The 22,962-nt window shown below is 39.3% G+C and carries 16 protein-coding genes; 7 read left to right on the top strand and 9 right to left on the bottom strand.

The features are described from left to right. Positions 1-116: 116 nt before the first annotated feature. The gene (locus ACFOGI_RS09045) at positions 117-1,409 is read right to left on the bottom strand and encodes a S8 family peptidase (RefSeq protein WP_390271615.1); all 1,293 of its coding nucleotides are present in this window, start codon (positions 1,407-1,409) and stop codon (positions 117-119) included. A gap of 575 nt (positions 1,410-1,984) precedes the next feature. Here ACFOGI_RS09045 and ACFOGI_RS09040 point away from each other — a divergent pair. Further along, positions 1,985-2,548 (top strand): recombinase family protein, encoded by a 564-nt coding sequence (locus tag ACFOGI_RS09040; RefSeq protein WP_390271613.1) that lies wholly within the window; start codon positions 1,985-1,987, stop codon positions 2,546-2,548. Between the two features lie 558 nt (positions 2,549-3,106). Further along, positions 3,107-3,502 (top strand): hypothetical protein, encoded by a 396-nt coding sequence (locus tag ACFOGI_RS09035; protein WP_390271611.1) that lies wholly within the window; start codon positions 3,107-3,109, stop codon positions 3,500-3,502. Between the two features lie 87 nt (positions 3,503-3,589). Here ACFOGI_RS09035 and ACFOGI_RS09030 read toward each other — a convergent pair whose 3' ends face one another. The 7 genes from ACFOGI_RS09030 to ACFOGI_RS09000 form a co-directional block, all read right to left on the bottom strand. After that, complete coding sequence (locus ACFOGI_RS09030; RefSeq protein ID WP_390271609.1) at positions 3,590-5,257, bottom strand: restriction endonuclease subunit S; 1,668 nt, start codon at positions 5,255-5,257, stop codon at positions 3,590-3,592. Further along, positions 5,254-6,702 carry a type I restriction-modification system subunit M gene (locus ACFOGI_RS09025; RefSeq protein WP_390271607.1) on the bottom strand — a complete coding sequence of 483 codons (1,449 nt, stop codon included), beginning with the start codon at positions 6,700-6,702 and terminating at the stop codon, positions 5,254-5,256. The genes ACFOGI_RS09030 and ACFOGI_RS09025 overlap by 4 nt, the downstream gene beginning before the upstream one ends. Before the next feature lie 15 nt (positions 6,703-6,717). Continuing rightward, complete coding sequence (gene hsdR, locus ACFOGI_RS09020) at positions 6,718-9,102, bottom strand: EcoAI/FtnUII family type I restriction enzme subunit R (RefSeq protein WP_390271605.1); 2,385 nt, start codon at positions 9,100-9,102, stop codon at positions 6,718-6,720. Between the two features lie 163 nt (positions 9,103-9,265). Then, on the bottom strand, positions 9,266-11,581 hold the full coding sequence (locus tag ACFOGI_RS09015) for a hypothetical protein (RefSeq protein ID WP_390271603.1): 2,316 nt from the start codon (positions 11,579-11,581) through the stop codon (positions 9,266-9,268). Positions 11,582-11,613: 32 nt separating this feature from the next. Next, the gene (locus ACFOGI_RS09010) at positions 11,614-13,509 is read right to left on the bottom strand and encodes an N-6 DNA methylase (RefSeq protein ID WP_390271601.1); all 1,896 of its coding nucleotides are present in this window, start codon (positions 13,507-13,509) and stop codon (positions 11,614-11,616) included. A 46-nt stretch (positions 13,510-13,555) separates the two neighbouring features. Next, positions 13,556-13,876: a DUF2325 domain-containing protein gene (locus ACFOGI_RS09005; RefSeq protein ID WP_390271599.1), complete on the bottom strand. Its 321-nt coding sequence runs from the start codon at positions 13,874-13,876 to the stop codon at positions 13,556-13,558. 556 nt (positions 13,877-14,432) lie between these two features. Further along, positions 14,433-16,106, bottom strand: a complete 1,674-nt coding sequence (locus ACFOGI_RS09000) for a restriction endonuclease (protein WP_390271598.1) — start codon at positions 16,104-16,106, stop codon at positions 14,433-14,435. A 425-nt stretch (positions 16,107-16,531) separates the two neighbouring features. Here ACFOGI_RS09000 and ACFOGI_RS08995 point away from each other — a divergent pair, with 425 nt between their 5' ends. From ACFOGI_RS08995 to ACFOGI_RS08980, 4 genes are all read left to right on the top strand, one after another. Next, on the top strand, positions 16,532-16,663 hold the full coding sequence (locus tag ACFOGI_RS08995; RefSeq protein ID WP_390271596.1) for a hypothetical protein: 132 nt from the start codon (positions 16,532-16,534) through the stop codon (positions 16,661-16,663). 11 nt (positions 16,664-16,674) lie between these two features. After that, positions 16,675-17,304, top strand: a complete 630-nt coding sequence (locus ACFOGI_RS08990) for an anthranilate synthase component II (protein WP_390271594.1) — start codon at positions 16,675-16,677, stop codon at positions 17,302-17,304. Then, the gene (pabB, locus tag ACFOGI_RS08985; RefSeq protein WP_390271592.1) at positions 17,273-19,024 is read left to right on the top strand and encodes an aminodeoxychorismate synthase component I; all 1,752 of its coding nucleotides are present in this window, start codon (positions 17,273-17,275) and stop codon (positions 19,022-19,024) included. Before ACFOGI_RS08990 ends, pabB begins: the two co-directional genes overlap by 32 nt. 529 nt (positions 19,025-19,553) lie before the next feature. Then, positions 19,554-20,138 (top strand): hypothetical protein, encoded by a 585-nt coding sequence (locus ACFOGI_RS08980; RefSeq protein ID WP_390271590.1) that lies wholly within the window; start codon positions 19,554-19,556, stop codon positions 20,136-20,138. A gap of 339 nt (positions 20,139-20,477) precedes the next feature. Here the strand turns inward: ACFOGI_RS08980 and ACFOGI_RS08975 are convergent, their stop codons facing one another. Next, positions 20,478-21,614, bottom strand: coding sequence for a Ger(x)C family spore germination protein (locus tag ACFOGI_RS08975; RefSeq protein ID WP_390271588.1), 1,137 nt, complete (start codon positions 21,612-21,614; stop codon positions 20,478-20,480). Between the two features lie 276 nt (positions 21,615-21,890). Here ACFOGI_RS08975 and ACFOGI_RS08970 point away from each other — a divergent pair, with 276 nt between their 5' ends. Further along, positions 21,891-22,241, top strand: coding sequence for a hypothetical protein (locus ACFOGI_RS08970; RefSeq protein ID WP_390271586.1), 351 nt, complete (start codon positions 21,891-21,893; stop codon positions 22,239-22,241). Positions 22,242-22,962 lie beyond the last annotated feature (721 nt).

Genomic DNA, 22,962 nt, shown 5'->3' with positions numbered 1-22,962 from the left:
ATTCCTCCTTCAAATAATAAAATTTGTAGCCTTTTATAGGAACATCAAAATTATAAGTGGCCTAAACCCTATGGAATGCAAGCCTAGACCACTCGAACAATTTTATTATTCTTTCCTTATTTAGCAGCTTTTTGAAAGCCGGTATAATTGGTAGCCATTTCTACCGCACTCCCTGCCTCAATATATCCCCAAACGTCATTGAGTACTGGCTGAGAAGTAGCCTTTAAAATGCTCTTGATATCATTTGGACTTAAGTCGGGGTTCGCTTCTAACATCTGTGCAACTACCCCAGCACATATAGGAGTTGCCATAGATGTTCCAGATAACTGTAGATAGTTTTCATCGACGACCTGCTCTGGCAGCTCATGTTCTACAGTAGAATCAGGCGCTAATAATGAAATAATATCTGTACCTGGGGCATAAATGTCCGGTTTAATAAAAGAGTCTACCGTTGGACCTCTGCTTGAATAGTCAGCGATATGATCGTCTGATCGTTCTTCTGTATTTTGGTCCATTGTAGACCCAACAGTGATAATGAAAGGATTGATGGCCGGAGTACTTATCGTTGTTTGTTGAGGGCCGCTATTTCCAGCAGCCGCACAAACGACTATGCCTTTATGCCAAGCTTCCTCTACTGCAACGGAGAGTGGGTCATCCCGAAAGGATTCAAACGCCTGAGCTCCTAATGACAGAGAAATAATACGAATATTGTACTCATCTTTGTTATTAATGCACCATTCGATACCCTCAATGATAGTTGATAATCTGCCACTTCCATTTTCATCAAGAACCTTTATACCTACAATTGATGCCTCAAGGGCAGGCCCGATATACAATCCATCAGATTGATATCCGTCCCCGACGGCATCCCCTGCACAATGGGTGCCATGCCCGTTATCATCATAGGGTTCTTCTCGGCCATTTATAAAGTCTTTAAACGCAACTATTCGATTGCTTGTACTAGTTAGATCACTATGGGGGTGGACACCTGTATCAATAACAGCAATAGTGACGTCTTTTCCCGTCAAATCAGCCCTTCTCTGTAGTTCAGCAGAACCGATTTGTCTGGTTGCAATGTCCAACAGAGCGGTTACTATACGGTCATAAAAAATTCGTTCCACAGCTTCATGGTCTTTTATTTGTTTAATCATTTGTGGGGTTAAATTCCCTCTAGCAATCCTTGGCCCGATATCTTTTTCTAGATTGCTGTTATTATCTGCTTGGCTGGCTGTTATCAGATCCTTCTTCTTCTTGTCATCAGAGTCCTTTGAATAATATACAATGACTGGCAGTCTATTGTTACTTGTCTCATAGGGGTCTTCTTTTCGATTCAACCTTAGTTGCTCTACTAAACCTGGATCTAACTTATGGCCGGCCTCTTCAAACCACACTCTTTTTCTATTACTCATTTTCTTCCTCCTTCTGCCATTAAATTTAAAACAATACGAAATATACACCAGGGTATAGTCCTCAATGTTTCCATTTCTTCCTTGATAATGTTGGAAAGATAATAAGCGTTAGGATGCTTGGTTTAATAAAGAATATGTCCCTATAGATAGGATAGCACCGGGGAATTATGGCAACAAGATGTCAAAACTACCAATTAATTCGAACTATTCAAGCAAAGATTATTTGGTTCCATGAATGTCATTTTATCCATCATAACTTCACCTTTCCAACCAAAATGGGAACATTTGTTCTTATAATATCATTAAGGGGATTATAGTGCAAATTATTATAAAGCTTTTATATATATTACTGTATGAATATGCGTGGGCTGCCCCGGACGGAGTTCTTTTCCTCTTTTAGCTTATCTTCCTATAAACGTTCGTTTTTGATAACATAACATTTCAAAACTGAAATTCTATTAAACATCCCTTAATCCGTGTTCCAAAAACCATCTCTAAATCTAAATCTCAATATATACACCATTTATCCTTTTTGATAATATAAAATTAAGTAAATTGAAAAGGAGCTCCAAAAAATGTTATTTGGATATGCCCGGGTAAGTACCAGAGATCAAAATTTACATATGCAGTTTGATGCATTAATGCGTTATGGTGTGAAAGAGAAAAATATCTTCTCAGAAAAAATCACCGGAACGAAAAAAGATCGGCCGACGTTTAATGAGATGTTGAAATTTTTGCGAGAAGGAGATACGGTGGTCGTCTATAAATTGGATCGAATCGGAAGAAGCACCAAACACCTGGTCGACCTGATCAATGATTTTCAAGAGAAAGGGATCAACTTTGTTTCCATCAATGAAAATATTGATACGACGACAGCGATGGGGAAATTGGTGTTTACGATTTTCAGTGGGCTGGCTCAGTTCGAACGCGATATCATTTCAGAAAGGACAAAATCGGGATTGGATGCAGCAAGAGCTCGGGGAAGAAAAGGTGGCCGGCCAAGAAAGGACCCCTCTAAACTCGATATGGCCTTTCGAATGTATGACAGTAAAGAATATAGCATCCAGGAGATCGTGGATGCTACAGGGATGGGGAGAGCTACGTTTTATAGATATCTTGAAAAAAGAAAAAAATTATAGTTCAAAAAACTACGCTAATAAAGGTTACAGTCTTAGGAATCATCCCAAAAGAAAGTACTAAGTATAAGCTCATCCAAACACACAAACGTAAACGTTGTCGTTTACGTTTGTGTGTTTTAAACTCATTACTTTTCCGACCATTATATTAAACCTAGAACAGTAGGAATGTGTCCTAAGGATAAGATAAACTATAATCTTTAAAACTAAAATCTTTCTAAACCTAAAAGTGGCCAGTAAAGAAACGCAGCTCCCAAAGTGATGATGACCAATAATACTGTTATGATACTACCAATCAACAGCATATCACGGCTGCTGTAATAACCAAGTGCATAAGTAGTCATACTCCCCACTGAAAAAGAAGCGACAAAAAGATCGACTGCAAACCAACGATTTCGGTCCACCTCAAGGAATGCATCTACCGATTAGCTTATATCACCCCACACACCAGTGAAAGATGTGGCGGAAGAAATTTGTGTGGTCGGCCTGCGGTCTCGAATCGTGATTGAGTATCTCTCCCAGTTTTTCCGAAGAGATTTCCGGCTGGGAAACATTTTTTATATGGGGAATTTGGAAAGAGAGTCCTTGCAAGCGAGGAAGGGCAAAGAAAAGACAGGACGAGTGACGATCAGGTTTCCACAGCGTACGCACGAACAGATCTGTGCCCTGGCCTATGCATTGGATGTCACTCCATCACGAGCCACGGGAATACTCCTGGAAGCCAGTGTGAAAAACACGCACTTCATCGATGCCTTCACCAGGCATTACCTACAGGGGCAGCTGGATGAAGGGCGGATGCGGGAGCTGAAGAAAGTGATCCGGTTCATCAATCAGAATAACCCTTACGAAGAGCAGATTTCCTGGGGTGTACTGCTTTCCTATCTGTATGAGGAATTGAAACTGGGGGCGAATCATGTGGCAGATAGCGTAAGTGATTGGATTGAGAGGATGAAATAAAGAGATTAAAAAACACAAACACTTACTTTAATGTAAATGTTTGTGCTCTCTTCATCGCTATATGATTTTAACTCTGAGATACAGCCATTAAACAATTGACTTCATTAATCGTTGTTGCCAGATGTCACGGTATTCAATTTTCTTTTCTAACTCATCAAGCAATTTAAATATTTCATCTATTTTATTTACAGTACGATACTGTTCATTAAGAGGGGGGAGTGGAAACAATGAATTGACTATCTTTTCCCTCGAAATATTAGGCTGGGCTCCACCAGCACCAAGACCTCGGAAGTAAGTTCTTAATGAAAGTAAATAAAAGAAAAGGTACCTATTATATACTGGGCTAAAACACGTACACGCACAACATGCTTGATTGGTTGTAGCTTCAGTCTTTAATATTCCTAACTTCCCAATAGTTGCCCCGTACATTGCAATTAAAACATCCCCTGGCTTATTTAGCTTCACGGAGGTCTTTTCTACAGCTAGAGAAGTGATTTTCTCTTCAGAATCGGTTATATAGCCATCATTTAATTCCCCTGTTTTCAGCCAAGGTATATCACCATGATAAAACTTAGGATTACTTCGAGTAGGAGTAGCACCAGCTTTCCATACACCTATTTGCCCCAATTTTACCCATTCCCAACTCTCAGGAATTTCAAAAGGGACTTTATTTCCTTGAACAGGTGGAAGTTCCTTTTGTTTGCGTATCTTTTTCTCTTTCACTAACAACTGCTTCTCTCCCTCAATTCTCTCTAACAAAGCAGAGGCAGGTTCTTCATTTGTATCCTGTGGTACTAACTTCCCTCTCATCGCTAGACTCAAAATACCTTTTCGCAACCAATTCACATCTTCTTTGGTCTCTAATAATTCATCCATATGGCTTAATGTAAATCTCAAAGCATCATCTGCTTCCTCATTTGTTTCACTTTGAAATTTTGAAAAAACGGTTTTATTTAGTATTTTAGAAGACTTTTTCTTTTGTCTAATATCTTTTTCTAATCGGTCACATATAGCAAACAGCTCGTCAACTTTTTCTACTATACGATTTTGTTCCTTTAGAGGGGGTAATGGTACAGGAAACTTATTTATTTTAGTAAGCGTCAATCTCTTGATTGCACTTCCTGACATCTTTGATAGATAGCTACGTTTACTTGTTAAAGAATTAAGCCAGTATACAATAAGCTTATTATTTATTTCACTACTAGTTTTAATTAGTGCAACACTGGATAACAAAGAAAACTGTTCTTTTATAGTGTTAATCGCAGCTCGCCCTGTAGTTGCTCCATCCTTAATATAAAGAATATCACCCCATTCTGGGTTACATCGATCATATATTTTCTTATGATCACTTTTTGTAACATAGGTAACGTTAGTTAAATCAAGATAATACTCTTTTATATTTTTTGCAGTAATATACATGAAATCGCCTTTTGCATAGCTGTTTGGAGAATGATGAGTTCCATCAGTAACTTTCAAAGAGAGTTGTGATATGGTAGTCCACACCCAATTTGATGGTATATCAAACAACTCAGCTTCTTTAGATATCTCTTCTGCATTCTTTTTACCTTTTGTTTTCTTGTTACCTTCAGCTTTTTTCCTTTGTATATGTTCTAACAAATATTTAGAATGATCATCATTTTTATCCTGGTTAGTTAGTTCCCCTTTAAATGCTAAATCAAGAATTCTTTGCTTTACCTTTTCTACATCTTCTTCTGTTTGAACAGCCTCAAATAAATTCTTCAGCAAAGCACTCATACTTCCACCCCACCTAAGATAGAAGCCAATTCATCTACTAACTGTTGTTTGGTTTCTTCCACCTGTTGGGATGCTTCCTGGTATCTTTCATAAGCTTTTTCTGGTGATAACTGCTCTTCTTCTTTTTTATAAGGGTTGGAAATATCCAAGTTATAGTTCCGATTTTTGATTTCTTCTAATGACACTTTCCAAGCATATTGATTCTCTTCCCGTTTGTTCCACCATTTCTTCTCCAAATCAAACTCTTCGGTACGCATCGGTCTTGTTTTGGAATACGATTTCTGTCCTGGTGGATATGGATGATCAAAATACCAGACTTCTTCGGTCGATTTCCCTTTTTCAAAGAATAAGAGGTTTGTTTTAATGCTTGTATATGGATTAAAAACCCCATTCGGTAAACGAACGATGGTGTGAAGGTTACACTCTTCCACTAGCTTTTCTTTCAGACGAGTTTTGACGCCTTCTCCAAATAGAAAACCATCGGGTAATACAACGGCTGCCCGGCCGTTATCTTTGAGTTTTGCTAGTATCAATGCAATAAACAGGTCAGCCGTTTCTTTTGTTTGGAAACTTGCAGGAAAATTGGTCTGGATACCGTCTTCTTCTTCACCACCAAACGGTGGATTTGTCAAGACCACATCCACCTTGTCACTCGCTTTTATATCTCGTAATGGGTAGGAAAGGGAATTATCCCGACGCACCTTCGGAATTTCTACATCATGCAGGATCAAGTTGGTTACACACAACACATGAGGAAGAGGTTTTTTTTCTATTCCTTGTACGCCCTCTTCTAACACTTTACGACCTTCTACCGTATCCGCTTGTTTCTTCAAATGTTCCAGTGATGAGGCAAGAAAGCCCCCGGTACCACTGGCCGGGTCCAAGACCTTCTCTCCCAGCTGCGGGTTGACCATATCCACCATGAATTGTGTGACCGCCCGTGGAGTGTAGTATTCCCCGGCATTTCCTGCACTTTGAAGGTCTTTTAAGAACTTTTCATAAAAATCATTGAATAAATGACGGTCTTCCGAGCTGTTGAAATCAATACCGTTGATTTTATTGATTACTTGTCGCATAAGAGTCCCGGACTTCATGTAATTATAGGAGTCCTGAAATACTTCCCGAATCATGAATGCACGCTCTTGCTCATTATCACTAACGCCTTGAAGCTCGCTCAAAGCAGGGAACAGTTCATTGTTGACGAACTCCAACAATTCGTCTCCAGTCATGCCTTCCTCATCGGCTGCCCAATTTCTCCACCGAAAGTTTTCTGGTACCGGCGACTTAAAATCGTCATAAAGCAATTCCAGCTCTTGTTCTTTATCATCTAAGATTTTCAAAAAAATCATCCATACAATTTGAGCAATACGCTGGGCGTCTCCATCAACTCCGACGTCTTTGCGCATAATATCCTGCATGGATTTAACTAAACTCGTGATACTCACAATACTCCATCTCCCTTAATTTTCTACGGTGTACAATTCTTGTTCTAATTCCTGCAAAGCTTGTTTATACTGTTTTTTTCCTCCAAATGCCTGGATAATTTCCATCAAGGAACCGTGATCCTGAAATTCCGGCAACTTCAGTACCTGCATGGATTCGATATTTACAATGCCTTCATCTTCATACTTTTCAAGTAACGTTTCCAGCACTTGACGTGCCTTCTCCCCATATTTAGAGAAATAATCGGTACGCTTCACACCGTTGACCCGTTCCTTACGGGTCAACGGTTTCTGATCAAAGGCTACATGACAGATTAAATCAAAAGGGTCCAACTCATTTCCGACTTCCTCTTCCAGGGCATCTAATAATAGTCCATGTTCAAGCATTTCGTCAACAACGGCTTCTTTCCGTTCCGCGGACTTCCACCGTTGTAAAAATGCTTCTAATGAGGCGTATTCTTTTTGCACGGTATTGCGGGTGTAATCCTTCAATGATTCCGTAATGAGAGTGCCATCTTCCCCAATATATTGAACACGCTCATTTAGTACTTTCACCTTCACATTATCTACCGTGTACACCTTCGGCTTATCTTCCCCGACACCACCTATAGGGCCTCCGTCGATAATTCCACCGCCTTCTGGTCCTGGCGGGATAGGGGTATCTCCAGGAAAACCAGGCTCTGGTCCATTCTCCCCTTCATCTTCTGGAGGTACCGGAGAATCGCCTTCTTTCGGTTCATAAATGCTTTCTGGTTCTCCATCAAATTCTTTGTCCGCAAATAGACGAGTCACATTTCGGAAGTCCATGATTGTAAAGGTGTATTTTCCGAATTCCTCTTTTAATCGTGTGCCCCGTCCTATGATCTGCTTGAATTCGGTCATGGAGTTGATATTGGATTCCAATACAATCAGTTTGCACGTTTGCGCATCCACCCCGGTGGTCATCAGCTTGGAAGTCACCGCAATGACGGGATAGGGATTGGAGGGATCGATGAAGTTATCCAATTCCCGTTTCCCCTCGTCATCGTCCCCGGTAATCCGCATGACGTACTTCCGGTTCTTCGCTACAAGGTCTTGGTTTTCATTGACCAATGCCTGCCGCATGCGTTCTGCATGATTAATATTCGTACAGAAGACAATCGTTTTTTGGAATCGATCGGTTTTCTTCAGATAATCACTTATTGTTCGTGCCACTTCTTTGGTCCGGTCATCGATTATTAAATTACGATCAAAATCCTTCTGGTTGTATATGCGATCTTCAATAACATGGCCATAACGATCCTTTTGCCCCTTGGTCGGCCGCCAACCTTCTACATCTTTATCCAGGGTATAACGGATGACCCGATAAGGAGCCAAAAATCCATCTTCAATCCCCTGTTTCAAGGAATACGTATAGATAGGCTCACCAAAGTAATGAATATTAGACACTTCTTTGGTTTCTTTTGGTGTAGCCGTCAAACCGATATGCGTCGCATTCGAAAAATACTGAAGGATTTCTCGCCAGGCCGAATCTTCTGCCGCGCTTCCCCGGTGGCACTCATCAACAACTACTAAATCAAAGAAATCGGGAGAAAACTGCTTATATATATTCTGTGCATCCTCAGTTCCTGAGATCCCTTGATATAAGGCCATGTAAATTTCATAGGATTTATCTACAGTACGATTTTTCACCTTGGTGACTTTATCGCGAAAGGGTTTGAAATCGTTGCTTTTGGCCTGATCGACAAGGATGTTGCGATCTGCCAAGAAAAGGATGCGCTTTTTCTTTCTGGCTTTCCATAATCGCCAAATGATTTGGAATGCGGTATAGGTTTTTCCCGTTCCCGTCGCCATGACTAGAAGAATCCGATCTTGCCCCTTAGCGATTGCTTCGATTGTTCGATTAATCGCAACACGTTGATAATATCGAGGAGATTTTCCACTGCCATCCTGATAGTAATCTTGAGTGATGACTTCCTCTTCCTCCTTATCAATGTGCTCCGCCATTTTATATAGCTGCCATAACTCCTGAGGAGTCGGAAACTGTTCCATCGTCAGTTCCTGTTCCATGTTTTCGTTATTTCCGGTACGATCATGGAACAGAAAGCCTTTTCCATTACTACTGAACACGAAAGGAATATCTAAAATCTCTGCATAATCCAAAGCTTGCTGCATGCCTGAACCGATGGAATGTTCCATATCTTTCGCTTCTATAATAGCCAACGGAATATTCGGCTTATAATATAGGATATAATCTGCCCGTTTGCCTTTCTTACGTGTGAATCCTTTATTTTTATAGACAATGCGACCATCTGTAAAAGAAACTTCTTCGCGAATCTGTTTATGGATATCCCATCCACTATGTTCTAATGCAGGAGTTATATATTTGGTACAAACATCGCGTTCACTTAATTTATTGTCCATGTATTGACCTCCATTCGACGGAGTATTATTTCATATATAATTTTCTCACTTCAGTATACCAAGTAGGTCCATAGAAACATAGGAGAGGGGATATTTTACAGAAATAAAGTACTAGAAGAGTAGAAGGTTAGTAGTTATACCCCCTACCTCCCCATTCTGTCCCTTATATATCGTCTTCCTGCAATCCGCCCAGGTTCTCTATCATAGGGATAAGCATAGGAGAAATCATTCGGGTGGTTTCCTCCACTTTATTAGTTGGATCCTCATTATCCTCTTCCGTTTCCGTACTATTGATAATTCCTAGACCAATCAAGACCATTCCATATTTGTATTTGTTCTTGATTAATTCAACATCTTGAGACCTTGATTTTAGTTCCGTTGTGAGATGGATATTATCCATGTTGATGTGGAAGTCATAGCCACTTTCTCCATTGTTTTCGACTTTCAGGGCAGATTCGTTATTAAAATTTTTCTTCTCCCAATCTTCACGAGTGATTTCGAAGATATTAGGTAAAGCAAGCTTCGATTGCTCCTCCCTAGTCTTTTGGTCATTAGAACCTGACCCCTTCTTTCGTTTACCTTTCCCGCCATTACTTGTGTTTTTCTTATCTTCTTCAGCAACTAGTTTGAATATTTCTTGGAAAGGTTCGTATCTACTTTCATCCGTAACTACCAGGGTGTAGGTGTATTCTTCATTTACCTTTGCATCGTCTGGAAGCCTCACATTCAACGTAGCAACTCCATTGTGCAAATTAATATTATACGTGCCTACTCTCTCGCCATTCAGTAGCAAAGTGGCTTCTCCTGGTTGTCTGCTACGATCAAAATAATCATTAGTTGCATCGGTTTCAAAAGGTATTCTTGCTCTAACATTCTTCGGTACTGTTCTGGTATAAAATTTATTTCCTTTTTGTCTCAGCTTGAAAAAGGTTGGAAATTCTTTTCCCTGGTAGTCTTCCGTTTCACCAGTTTTCTCTAAGTTAAAAGGGTTTGAAAGTCTTTGACCCGAAATGAAGAGCTTTGATAAGGTCGGAGATTTTTTCATAATATCATCAAGAAGGTTAGTTAATGGTTTGTCATCACTCAGTTTGTTTGCCAAAGCTTCTTTCCTTCTCTTTTCACGAAGTGATTTCAACATCGCATGATTTTTCACTAAATGGCTCAACTCATCTTCAATCAACTTGCGAAGCTCGCCTTCTCTTAATCTATCACGACTATTCATAAACAGGTCTTCTCTGGAACGACCATCCAATTGTGTACAATCCACAATGATCAATAAAGAATTGGCGAGTGCCCCCATTCCGACGGATTTCCTAGTAAAAAACGCTTTTGGAATATCCCCATGCGTTTGACCATTGACTGTAAATATAATGCCTTCGCCTTTTTTATACTTCTCTTCCTTACCTTCTTTGAAGGCAATAATTGAAAGTTTCATTTCTTGCCCTTTAATAGTTATTCTAGATGAGAGCGGAAACCCTTCTTCAATGTTGCTTCTTTTATCTTCTGTTAACCGGACATTCAAACCGGATAAAGTGGTTTCCAATGTATGCCCTTTATAATCTCTTCTTTCATAAAAACGAATGGGCATAGCTAGTGTTGGCATTAGCATCGATAACCTGTTGTAAAGGTCAAAGAGAATATTCGTAGTAAGGCCGGGAACCTTATATTCAAACAGCTTAATAAAGGTTCCATATTCCAATGCTTCTCCAAATGCGCTATCTTTAGAGGGAAGCAGCTCTAATTCGTCTGCTTTAAAGCCTAAAATATTACCTCCTGGAGCAAGGTACGTGTAGACAGAGCTCCTTTTCCCCTTAGTAGGAGGTTCCCTTCTAACAACGGTTACTCCCCACTCTTGAGAAGAATCATCTTTACTTAGTTGTGGGTGTCTCTTTGAAATGACCAATTGCAGGTTATTGTCCCCGCAAAACTGCAATACGCCTGAACCACCCATATTGAACTTTCCTTGCACAAATGGGATCCTCAATTTATTAGATTTATTTAGAGAAAGAATAGTATCAGGAAGGCCTTTTGGAGATTGCCCCTCGCCTTTGTCAATAATCGTGTAATTCGGTTTGGATTTCTTACCCGTAGCCACAAAATTGATATTTTCCGCTAGCTTGGTTCTTTCTCTACTATCCAGGTTAGAGAGTTTTCCTTCCGGGATTTGAAAGAAAATCGATAGAGCTGCGTCCACATCTTTGGGAGCAAAGTCCGATGTAGGGTCTATTTCATTGATAAAACATTCTTTCATTAATACAGCATCTACGGAGTTGATCAACTTTTCCACCAAAGCAGCATCCGGAGAGCTCTGTTGGTTTCCTATGACGGAAAAGTTGTTTTCATTATCGCCATAACTCCTCCAGTGTTTGCTACCCCATAAATCCTTTTCCTTCAAAAAATCAATTACTTCTTTTTCAGACTCGCATTTCGCTAAATGAATCGCCATATTCTTAATGTCAGTACCCGTCGTTGTAATCATATTAATTCCTCCCCCTAAATTGCAGATTACTCTTATTGTTCGAATGCTACAGAAATTTCCATGTCTCGATACAATTGATGATAATCCTGCACCCTTTTTTCCTCAGCTTCCTGTAATGCTAGCTTATAGGCCTTATCCGTGTGTTCAAATGATTCCCCAATTTGCTTTTGCTTTTCATAAGGTAGCGCTGGAACCAGTACATCTGCGATTTCTTTTATACTGATCACTTTTACAGCAGTTCCCTTTTGTGAAGAATTCAAGTAGTATTGACCGACCGGGCTCTCCAGGTAAGCCTTCAAAAACTGAGAATGCGTATTGCCCATCGGCCGTAGGCCAATGAAGTTATGAGACAGAATAGCATCCTCTTTCACTTCGGAGACTACTGCAATCTTAATCGCCGCACCTCGTGCTGAAACGAGAATATCCCCCTTCTGGACAAAGTATTGTTCCGCTTTTCTTCTATCATTTAAAGGTACGTTTTGTAACTGATCCCACAATATATCTCCATCTTGAACGTCTGTAAGTTGTATCACTTTATATTTTGTGCCTTCTTCCTCTTGTTTTGCCTTCGATGGCATATTCATCCCTCGATAAATTTCAGCTACATCGTGTAATGCTTTCTTTGGCAACTCAGAGTTCAGAAAACTTTTCCTATTCACCGTGACTTTTCCGATCGGAGAATCTACATCATCTACATCGAAGTATCTATGAATATTCAAAGAGCCTTCCTGGATATCGGAATTACTAACAAACTTACTATATCCCGGGGTTTCCTTCCCACTAATAAAAGTTTCTATAATTTTTTTTGTATCTTGATCCCGTAAATAATTGCGGCCTCGCTCTTTCTTGAATTCTGCGGAAGCATCGATGAAGAAAATGTTCTCCTTCCTCTCTTCTGTTTTTGCTTTATTTACAATCAATAAAGCCAGAGGAATGGCCGTAAAGGAAAATAAGTTGGAAGGTAAACTGATAACCCCTTCAATCAAATCGTTCCGAATTAATTCTTCTCGAATTTTCCCTTCTGCTCCACCGCGGAATAAGACTCCATGGGGAACAATGAACGCTGCTTTACCTTGTTCTTTCAAAGACGCAATAGCATGTAAGATGAACGCCATATCTCCACTTTTTTTAGGAGGAAGCCCATACACGAAACGACCATAAAGTTCGTTTTTTACTAACTCGGGCTTCCAAGTCAAACCGAATGGAAAATTCATGGTTACATAATCAAATGTCTTCAAACCGTACTCATCTGTGAATTTTGGTTCTGTTAATGTGTCTCCTACCTCGTACTCAAAACTCTGAACCTGATGGATAAACAAATTCATTTTACCAATGGCTGCCATATCTTCATTAACATCTTGGGCATACACGGTTACATTTTCTCCAGCTTGTTTTGCCTGTTTATAAGCCTCCAACAGTAACAACCCCATTCCAGCTGTACCGTCATATACACTCCCTTTTTGTACACCTAATAACTTTGAAAGTAGTTCATTGATGGACCGTGGAGCAATCAATTGCCCCGCTTTAGAGCGCTGTTCTTCCAGAAAATGATACAAGAAGTTTTCAGTAATTCGTGCAATACCTTCTGCTTCAGGATGTTGGTATTTATTCAGGACACTTACAAACTGAAACAACACCCCTTCATCTAATTTCCCAATAATTTCCAAGTTAAAGGTCCCTTGAAGAACAGGAAAAGTGTGCTGGGCAATTTCCATAGCTTTGATGAAACGGGGCTTTATGTTGTAACCACTTCGAGTAACTTGCGACCAGGATTCATGCTCACTGACCTCCTCCCGGTGAAGCTTTTCAATCACAATGAGTGTCAAAGATCCCATTGTCATATGAACACTTTCTTCAAACGTCAACTCTTCATTTTGTAGAATATCCATCCCTTGCCATACAGCCTTTTGAAAATTCATTTCTTTCATGGTTTTTCCTCCAATATTTTTTAAAGTAATTTGATTACTTGTTATTTTAGGGTAAAAAATTTTCTTTATTCCCTTTCATCTGTCGCAATGCCTGTTGAAAGGCGCCTGTAGCTCCTTGGCTACTGGAATATACAATAGGAGTTCGATGCTCTTTAGCTAGTTTTCTGACTTCCCACATATTTTTATGGGAGCAAGCACCAACGTATAATATAATGCAGTCCACATCATTTACATGTTTCTCAAAGAAAGAAAGCATACGTTTTTCTTTCTTATTCTCTACCTGGTGAACCACTTCGATGTTCATTTGCTTTCCTTTTTTACTAAGCGACTTGTTATTTTTACCCCCCACTAATAATACCTTCTTCATTATAACCTCTCCCTTCCGTTTTTACAAGAATATTTTATAAAGTAATTTGATTACTTTATATTATTGCTGAAAAGTATCATCTGAAATTACTCTGGCTTTTTTGGTTACTTTTAGTATAAGTAAAACGCCACATAAAGTCAACTACTTTTTAAAGTAATTTAATTACTTTATTTAACCGGAATTTTACTTACTTTTGTTTAGACTGTCACCCATTAACTTCTAATTCATTTATTTGACGCTCTAAATTTTGGTTCCCTTGATCTTACCTTGTGGCATACGCAAATATCACTTATTCTTCTTCTATCTTGTTGAACAACCCTGATTGAACATTTTATAGATTGATTTTATAACATTTTAGCTTGTACGCCCAGGGTGTACTTTGGTTGAACATACTATTTGTCACTTCAATCTCTTGATGTTTTGTACGCTAAATAATTTCCAATCTAAAAAAGTCGAATCCCGCACACTTTGAATTCGACTTTTTAAAATTAGCTTATTCTACTAAATTATCCTGTTAGTCCTATAAGATTTTTCAATTATCTATTTCCCTTTTTCCCTAGAGCTCTTTTTCTTTTAGCTCCTTTTTTGCTTCTTTCAAATCAATTTTTGCTTTGTGTCCGTGTCTCTGAAGAAGATGGAGTAGGTTATTACCGTTTAACAAGGTCAATGGCTTGTCTTTGGCAAATGAATAAGCATCTGGCCCATAATCAGCCGTGGACACCAATATTCCTTTTGTCGCACCTTCGTTCATTACCGTTCCATATAGATCGCGCACTGCAGATACACCGACCACATTAGTATATCGCTTCGCTTGAATGACCATTTTCCCCCCTCTTAATGGATCTGGATCAAAGGCAACCGCGTCTACGCCACCGTCTCTGCTCGCTCTAGTGATTTTGACTTCGCCTCCACCTTGGTTGAATTCACTTTCGAAGAGTTCCCTAATAAGATTCTCAAAGTCCTGCCAATCCATTGCAGCTATATTCATATTTTCATCGATACCTTCTGCTACGGAATAAGAGGAGACAAATCTCGGATCATCTCTATCTATCTTAATGATGGGCGCCACTGGAGTTAAACTGTGAAGTTTGCTGCTTCCAATTCCTTTAAGATTTTTAAAACAAAGCTTAGGATCCACCTGTTCAAGATTAATCTTTTCGAATTCATCTTTTCCAGCTTGTACCGATAGAATACATGCGTTAACATCTTGCCCTGTGGCTTTGTCAATAGAATTGACCCATCCGTTGAATACAATAGCTTCTAAGGCATCAATAGCATCTGCTTCAAACAATTCGTGTAAAGAGCGTAGTGTAATGTTATATAGCAAAGTATCATACATTTTCCTTTTTGCAGCAGCAGATAAATGAACATCTTTGAATTCATCCCGCGATTGGACATACTTTACTTCTTTTAATGTGGGTACATCTTCAGGGGAAGGCAGTGAATAGTCTACAATCATTATCTTTGTTTCGGGGTTATAATCGATATCAAACTCTTGAGGGAATTCATCCGGATACTCCGAGTTTGATAAGACCATATCGCAGTAATCGATTATTGCCACCGGATCTTTCAGCATATAATTCTTTTTCTGTTGCTCAATGGCTTCGTTGGTTTCTTTCTGGTATAATTCAAAAGCTTCTTTCTCTTCTTCCCACTTTTTCACATCTTCCTGATATTGTTCGTTTTCCATGATGTTTTGTTTCTCTATCTCTTCTTTTTCTAGCTCCCAGTTTTTGTGTTCTTGGTGAAATTTTTCTTCCATTTCTTTTTCTTTCTTTTCTCTCATAGAAGGAATTATTTTATCTAGTAAGTTTAACTGAGGTTGATATACTTGTTCTTCTTTTTTAGGTTCAGGTGAATAAGGAACTTCTATTGGCGTTGTGGGCGGTGACTTATCGAACTCCCTTGTATTCTTCAGATCTTCCCAATCAATGGCATCATCCACGCCTAGTGTATGTTCCAAAGTATTCTCTACGTTTTTAAGCTCTTCTTCGGCATCTTCGGTCTGTTGCAATGCATACAATTTCTTATCTTCTTTTTCCTGCGCTTTTCTTTCTCTAGCTGCTCTTTTTTCTTCAGCTTCAACTTTCTTCATCCACATTTCATCCCATTGATTCAGCTGAGCCTGTGCTTTTTGCTCAACGACGTGTCGCTCTGCCCCACGAATTACCCTATACTTATTAAGGCCATCATGTTTAATTTCTACTTCATATACATTTCTATACGACATAACTTTCCTCCTGTTTAGTTAAAACTGGCAAAAATCATATTAATGGCGAGGTAATCGAGTTTAATTAATCTAGTCTTTACTGTTAACAGATATGTATCCCTACTGCTGTGCCTCCACTAAGTAATAACCTCTCATTTAATGGTATATTCTTCCTCCATTATACTCCCGGCCGTTCGGAAAGGTCTACAGGAAACTGCGAACGTTCGTAATTAATTTTGAGTGTTTTACGAACGCATTTTTTGCTAATTTTGATGGCTGTCTCTTCCGTTCGTAAAGGTGTGCTTTTACAAACAAATATTGAATACTTAACCTAAGAGCACATAGAGACATTTATACTATTGCGTTAAGTTGGAGGTTCCGGTCTATCAATTAAGAGCATTTATATTAAAGGCTAAAAAATGAGTACTTGAAGGAGGAAAGATACTTTGAGAAATATTGGCTTTGTTGGTAATGATTCTACTAAAAGCATAACTGCCTCAAATTACCAAAATGTATTGTTTAATGAAGCCATTGGCACTCATTTAGGTTATAATAGGTGCTTAAATATAGATGGATAGAGGTGAATGGCATGATTGTAATCATTGATAATTACGATTCCTTTACATATAATTTATTTCAGTATTATAAACAGATTGAAAATGACGTTTTTGTATATAAAAATGATGAGATTACAGTTCAACAAATCGAACAGCTCCAACCTTATTTGATTGTATTGTCTCCCGGTCCAGGGACTCCTAAAAAGACAGGGATATCAAGAAATATTATAGAAGCGTTTCACCACCAAATACCAATCTTTGGTGTTTGTCTTGGTTTCCAATTGATAGTTGAATATTTTGGCGGTTCGATTATAAAAGGGAATCGACCAATGCATGGGAAAGTCACCAAAGTGCAGCATGATCAGCTTGGCGTTTTCACGTCGATTATGTCCCCTACATATGTGACACGATATCACTCGTTGATTTCGGACACCAATGTTTTCCCTGCTCAACTAAGGATTAGTTCGCTTGATGACAATGGAACAATTATGGGTATCCGCCATAAAAAGTACCCTGTAGAGGGAGTTCAATTCCATCCAGAGTCGATTCTTACGGAGCATGGTTTTCAAATGATTCAAAATAGCTATGAACAAGCTTTGTTATGGCTACAAGACCGAGGTGAAATAAATGATGAATCCAGGGAATCCCTTTCTACTCTTTGATTTTGAAACGAAAAAAGGCAGCAAGTCACCTTACGTATTTCAAGATCCTGTTCGGGTCTATCAAACCAATGCTTTACGAGAAATAACAACGATTTTTTCTAAAGTGGAAGAAGCCGTGGATAAGGGATATTATGTTGCAGGATGTGTAAGTTATGAGGCTGCTCCTGCATTTGATCCAACCCTTTCCATACATTCGCAATCGGATTTTCCATTGGTTTGGTTTGCTGTATTTGAAGGTCCGACAAATATAGAAATTCAAGCCCCTGACGAGCCTTATCATGTAACAAAATGGGCATACGATTCAAGTTATAGCCAGTATCAATCAGCAATAACTAAAATTAAAGAAGCAATTGAGAAAGGGAACACTTACCAAATCAATTATACGTCACGATTACAAGCACAATTTTTTGGCAATGATTTTTCTTTTTATCAACAATTAGCAAGAAATCAGCAAGCATCTTATAGCGCTTATTTAAATATAGGGAGATTTCGTGTTCTATCTGCTTCTCCTGAACTATTTTTCCGAGTTGAAGATAACCGAATTACTACAAAGCCAATGAAAGGTACTGCCAAACGTGGACGTTATCCAACAGAGGACCGTTTCTTCAAAGAGAAGCTGAATCAGTCAAAAAAGGACCAAGCAGAAAACTTAATGATCGTCGATTTAATACGAAATGATATCGGGAGAATTGCTGTTCCCGGGAGTGTTCGAGTACCGGATTTATTTGCTGTTGAATCATATCCTACTGTTCACCAAATGACTTCTACGATAGAAGCGGAGCTGGAAGAACACACGACTATTTATGATTGGTTTCAAGCACTATTCCCTTCTGGGTCCATTACTGGGGCACCAAAAATGAGTACCATGGATTATATTGCCCAGTTAGAACAGTCACCTAGAGACGTATATTGTGGGGCGATTGGGTATATTACCCCGAACAGAGAAGCTACTTTTAATGTCCCGATTCGCACCGTCCTCCTTGATACTAATCACAATAAAGCCACTTATGGTGTTGGTGGTGGAATCACTTGGGACTCAACCGTGGATGGGGAATATGAAGAAATGGCTACGAAAGCACAATTACTGTCTGAACGACACCCCGAATTTCAATTACTTGAATCACTTGCACTCGTTAATGGCGATTACCCACTATTAAAAGAGCACCTAAACCGTCTAATTAATTCAGCGTGTTATTTTAACTTTATAATCAATGAAAAAGATATAACGAACCATTTGGAACAATTAAGATCAACCCTATCTGATGGGAGATATAAGGTACGATTATTGATAAACAGATTCGGAGAAACCTCCATTGAATCAAGCCCTTTAGCAAGTACACAAGAACCGGTAACTTGTTCACTTGCTAAGTCACCAATCGATAGCCGTGATCCATACCTCTATCATAAAACTACGAATCGGGCAATTTATGAAAAACATCAAAAGCAAGGGGCGGATGAAAATTTTTCCGTTCTGTTATGGAACGAACAAAGTGAAATCACTGAATTTACGACAGGAAATGTAGTTGTTAAACTTGGCAGCAAATATTATACCCCTCCTGTCGTATGCGGATTATTAGGAGGTACGTATCGGAAGCAATTGTTGGATCAGGGTATCATTGAAGAAAAAAGGATTAGAAAGGAAGACCTTGGTGTATATGAAGAGGTATGGTTTATCAATGGTGTTCGAGGCTGGCTCCGAGTCGACATGACCCTTACGTAACGAAACAATAAAATTGCTCTGCAATAAAGGCGTGTTTGAAAAGCATCATATGCCTAGTTTCCCGGACGGGAATAGGATTTTTCAGCCATTTAAGAAAAGTTATATAGAAGGCGAAAAATGTACGGAGATGATGGAACAAGAAATAATTGAGGATGCTACGTAGCGCTTTACCGAAGAAGAAATAAAAGATACTAAAGAGATTACCGGATTGGCAAATAATATAAATGTTTAACTACCTCAGCTTAGGGTATAGAACAATTAACCTAGTGGTTTTAATTATGCCAATTAAAATGTGCTAGCTCCCCAATTACGAATAGTACTACCTCTTACTTTTTAGCAACTACCCAAAATGCCTTCATGGTAAATGGGGAGTTGCTTTTTACTTAACAGAACATGCTTAATATAGAACTAGAATATAAGCTCATATACTAGGAACATTGAATTGTTATTAAGAACGAGACGGTCTAATGTTTGGGGTAATAGTGGTCATAAGGTTATTCTAAAAACATACTAGTAGAGGTGGAGCATCATGTATTCACTTATTATAAGCCATATTCCGTCTACTTTATTGCACATATTATTAGGTATGTTATTGATGGATTTCATATTTCACAGACCCGCCTTTTCGTTAAAAAAACGATTGATTATTTTGGCATTAGGGGGTGCTTTTGTCCTCGTTCCCGATGTCCTCAAAATGTTTGGTGCTCCCTTCACCCACTCCCTTTTTATAGTTCCATTGATAGCATTTGCGCTAACATACCTGGGAAGGAGAACACTTCCATTTTCCTTCGGGACACAATGGTCCGCTCTAACAGGAGTTCTCATAGTTGGCGGTGTTTTAATTGACTACTTGGGAAATGGTGCACGTATTTTTTACCCTGTTGTAAGGGAAAACTTTTCGTTTTCCCTAATAGAAAGTGAATGGTGGCTGATATTAGGTATCCTCCTATTGTTACTACTTCGCCTGACCTCTTCGAAGGGAGATTTTACAAAAATAGGACTCCGTATTTTGTACACTGGAATTCTCCTGGTTGTTCTGTTGTTTGTTGGCAAAGCCTACAGCGTAATAGGAGCCGATTCTACATTACAACTAATCCTGTTAAACCAACTGTAAGTTATAGAAGGTTATCCTACTATACCCCCCATAAAATTTGGGAACCCCATGCCTATTCCAATTTTGAAGGTGGATATATTTTCTAATCCTCATGGATATCACTTTCATGGTTGTTAGTATATGGGGCTATCGTAAATTTGTCGGCAAAGGATAATTCTTTGTAAAATAAATTCAATCTGTTCTTTGGCCTGGGGATTCTTTTTCGGAATTTCCCTTTTTCTTTGCTTAAAAATTGTTCTGTTAGCCGGCTCCATATCTTCCAGATAAATTCAGTATGACCGCACAGCCTACGTACGGCCACAACAAGATTACCTTAGCGTTGCCAAACAGGTTTTCCCATCATTGGATGGTACCATAATGGATCATTTCAGCATCTACATTGAAATCAACCGAAATGTCTGGGTAGAGTTCCCTCCATTCATCTGAGGTCATCTCGCCCTTCTTTTTCTGGACACGGTAGTATGTTCCGAAGCCGAACGGGTCCGATTGCATATCCTGCAACTTTTTCAAGAGACTTCCATATCCCTCCTCCATCTTCTTGGCAATTTCCTTTTCGAACAACTCAGCAACCTTTTCATCCTTTACCACTACTACTTCTGAAGATTCATCCAGCCGAAACTTGACCTTCACATCTGTTTGATAATGTAGCCCATCTTCGTCCACAAGCTTTGTATTCGTGCTTCCTTTCAATTGAATCTTTATATAGAGATCATCTTTACTTTCCATATCTTCATGACCGGGCATGTAATCTCTAAATGGCTCTCTAGGAAGAGACAACTCTAGTGGGGCTGGCGGGATTCTGTTTAAAAACAGATTCAAATAGAATGCGTCTTTCAGTGATATTTCACCGACATAGCGGTCATCTTGGAACATCCCCATGGAGACCATGGCCGGGAGCTCCTCTTCTATATCCAACACCGGAAGCCATGGATCCTGCCCAGGCTCAAAATACGTGCGGGAAAAAATCTGTAGGTCACTTCTCGGGATTTTATGTTCCTTCTTCTCCTGTTCAATCACGCCGTGGAGAAATTGTCCGATACTGATTTCTGTAAGTTCCCGACCAGTATCCAACATCTCTTTCGTTTTCTGGTTGGTAACAGCCAGAAATACGGTGTCAGGAGCATTGGCATCCCTTACCAACATATTCAAATAGGGAAGGACCCCCTGTTCTGCCACCTCTTTCCCAAAAAGCTGCAGCTGTAGCTGACCTGCTGCTAAGTGATAGGCAGATTGACTGCTAGCATCATTTCGAGCCCCTCTCACCGTCTTTCCTTGGCCAGAGATATTCTTGGTCAAGGTTTCCGCCTGGTCATCAAATTGAAAAATCACCATGGTTGTTTCTATTTGCTGGCTATCATCCGTGACATCAATTCCGAGGGTATGGATGATCCCCAGCCGTTCAATTTCTCTTGACGGTGAACAGGCTGTAAGGAGTATAAGAATAGTTAGCAGGTGCAGAACTTTTTTGGCTGGCATTTCCTTCGCCCCTTTAGGTTCCTTCGTTCTCCCAATAGGTTGTAGTATGTGGAAAAAAAGGGAAATTATGAGGAGAGCGACATTATAGGGCTGGTTAAAGATAATGTTAATAATTCAGTTGAGAGCGAAAACAGAGAAATAACACAAGCCAAGTGGGTAAAACTTTTCCCTTTTTCACTGAATTCCATATTCTTTTTAAAGAGGAAGTTTATTTACAGTTAAATAAGGGTATCAGTATTTGATGGGTTCATACTTATAAAGGGAGTGCTGATCTCTATGGAGTACCACGGCTTTGCACCGTTATGGAAAGGCAAACAGGTTGGGAATCGTTTTCAATTGACATGTAGATTAACAACAAAGAATACCGTTACCATTCCTAAAACGATAAGGGAAATACTTGGTCTAAAATTACAAGAAGAGGTAGCCATCAGCTACAGTAGTCATTCCGGTAAGCTGTATATTCAAAAGCTCAATCGTGACAATGCGACAGACAATCGAATGATTATTGATAGCAGAGGGGGTATACGAATCCCTATTGAAATCCAACGATTCCTGAGGTTGAAGAAAGGCGACGAGTTTTCACTTTATATCATAAACAGTGAAAAAATAATGTTGAAAAAACAATAACTACATAATCATTCTACAAATTTCTACAGAGACAAGCCTACTAAAGCCGAGAGGTGTCTCGACTTGGGGTCCCATCCTATAATATTATCCAATTACCTTTCATTGGAAGGGCTCCCTTTCAGAGTCAGAGGCTTTCCTGGAGAGCATATCATTGCATTCTGCCTGTATATAATCGAGGTCGGCTTCCAACTTTACCATTTTGTCCTCTAATTCGTTGAAACAGAGATCCAAATCTTTGATGACTTTATCCATTGCACTCAACTCGCTCTCCGTGAATTTAAATAACTGCAGAGGCTCAAATCTACCCTGTATTATAATATCCTATTCTTAAACCTATTAAACTAATTTAATTTCAAGCATGTTGGTCAGATAAATGGATATAGGAAACGGTGGAAAGTATAGGCCTGTACTAGGCTAATACAGATGGTGGGTAAAACCTCTTACAAGAGTAACTACTCAATTGCTATAGATTTTGGGTAGTTGTTTTTGTGAATGTCTCTTCCCAAAATACATTATAAGTGAAGTACAAATCTAATAACTTATGTCTCCTGCTATTTTTCAAATCTCCAAAGGTTCATGGATCCTTGCTAACGAAAGCCCATTTTCAAAGGCAGTAAGGTATGTATATTTTTCCTACCTGCATAATAATATCTCAAATCGAGTAGGAGGAGGTGACTAACCTCCGTCCTCTCACACCACCGTACGTACGGACCCGTATACG

The sequence above is a fragment of the Virgibacillus xinjiangensis genome, from assembly GCF_042643145.1.
Taxonomy (GTDB): domain Bacteria; phylum Bacillota; class Bacilli; order Bacillales; family Amphibacillaceae; genus Virgibacillus_O; species Virgibacillus_O xinjiangensis.
The sequence above is the reverse complement of the archived record's forward strand: the minus strand, read 5'-3'. Positions and strand labels throughout refer to the sequence as shown.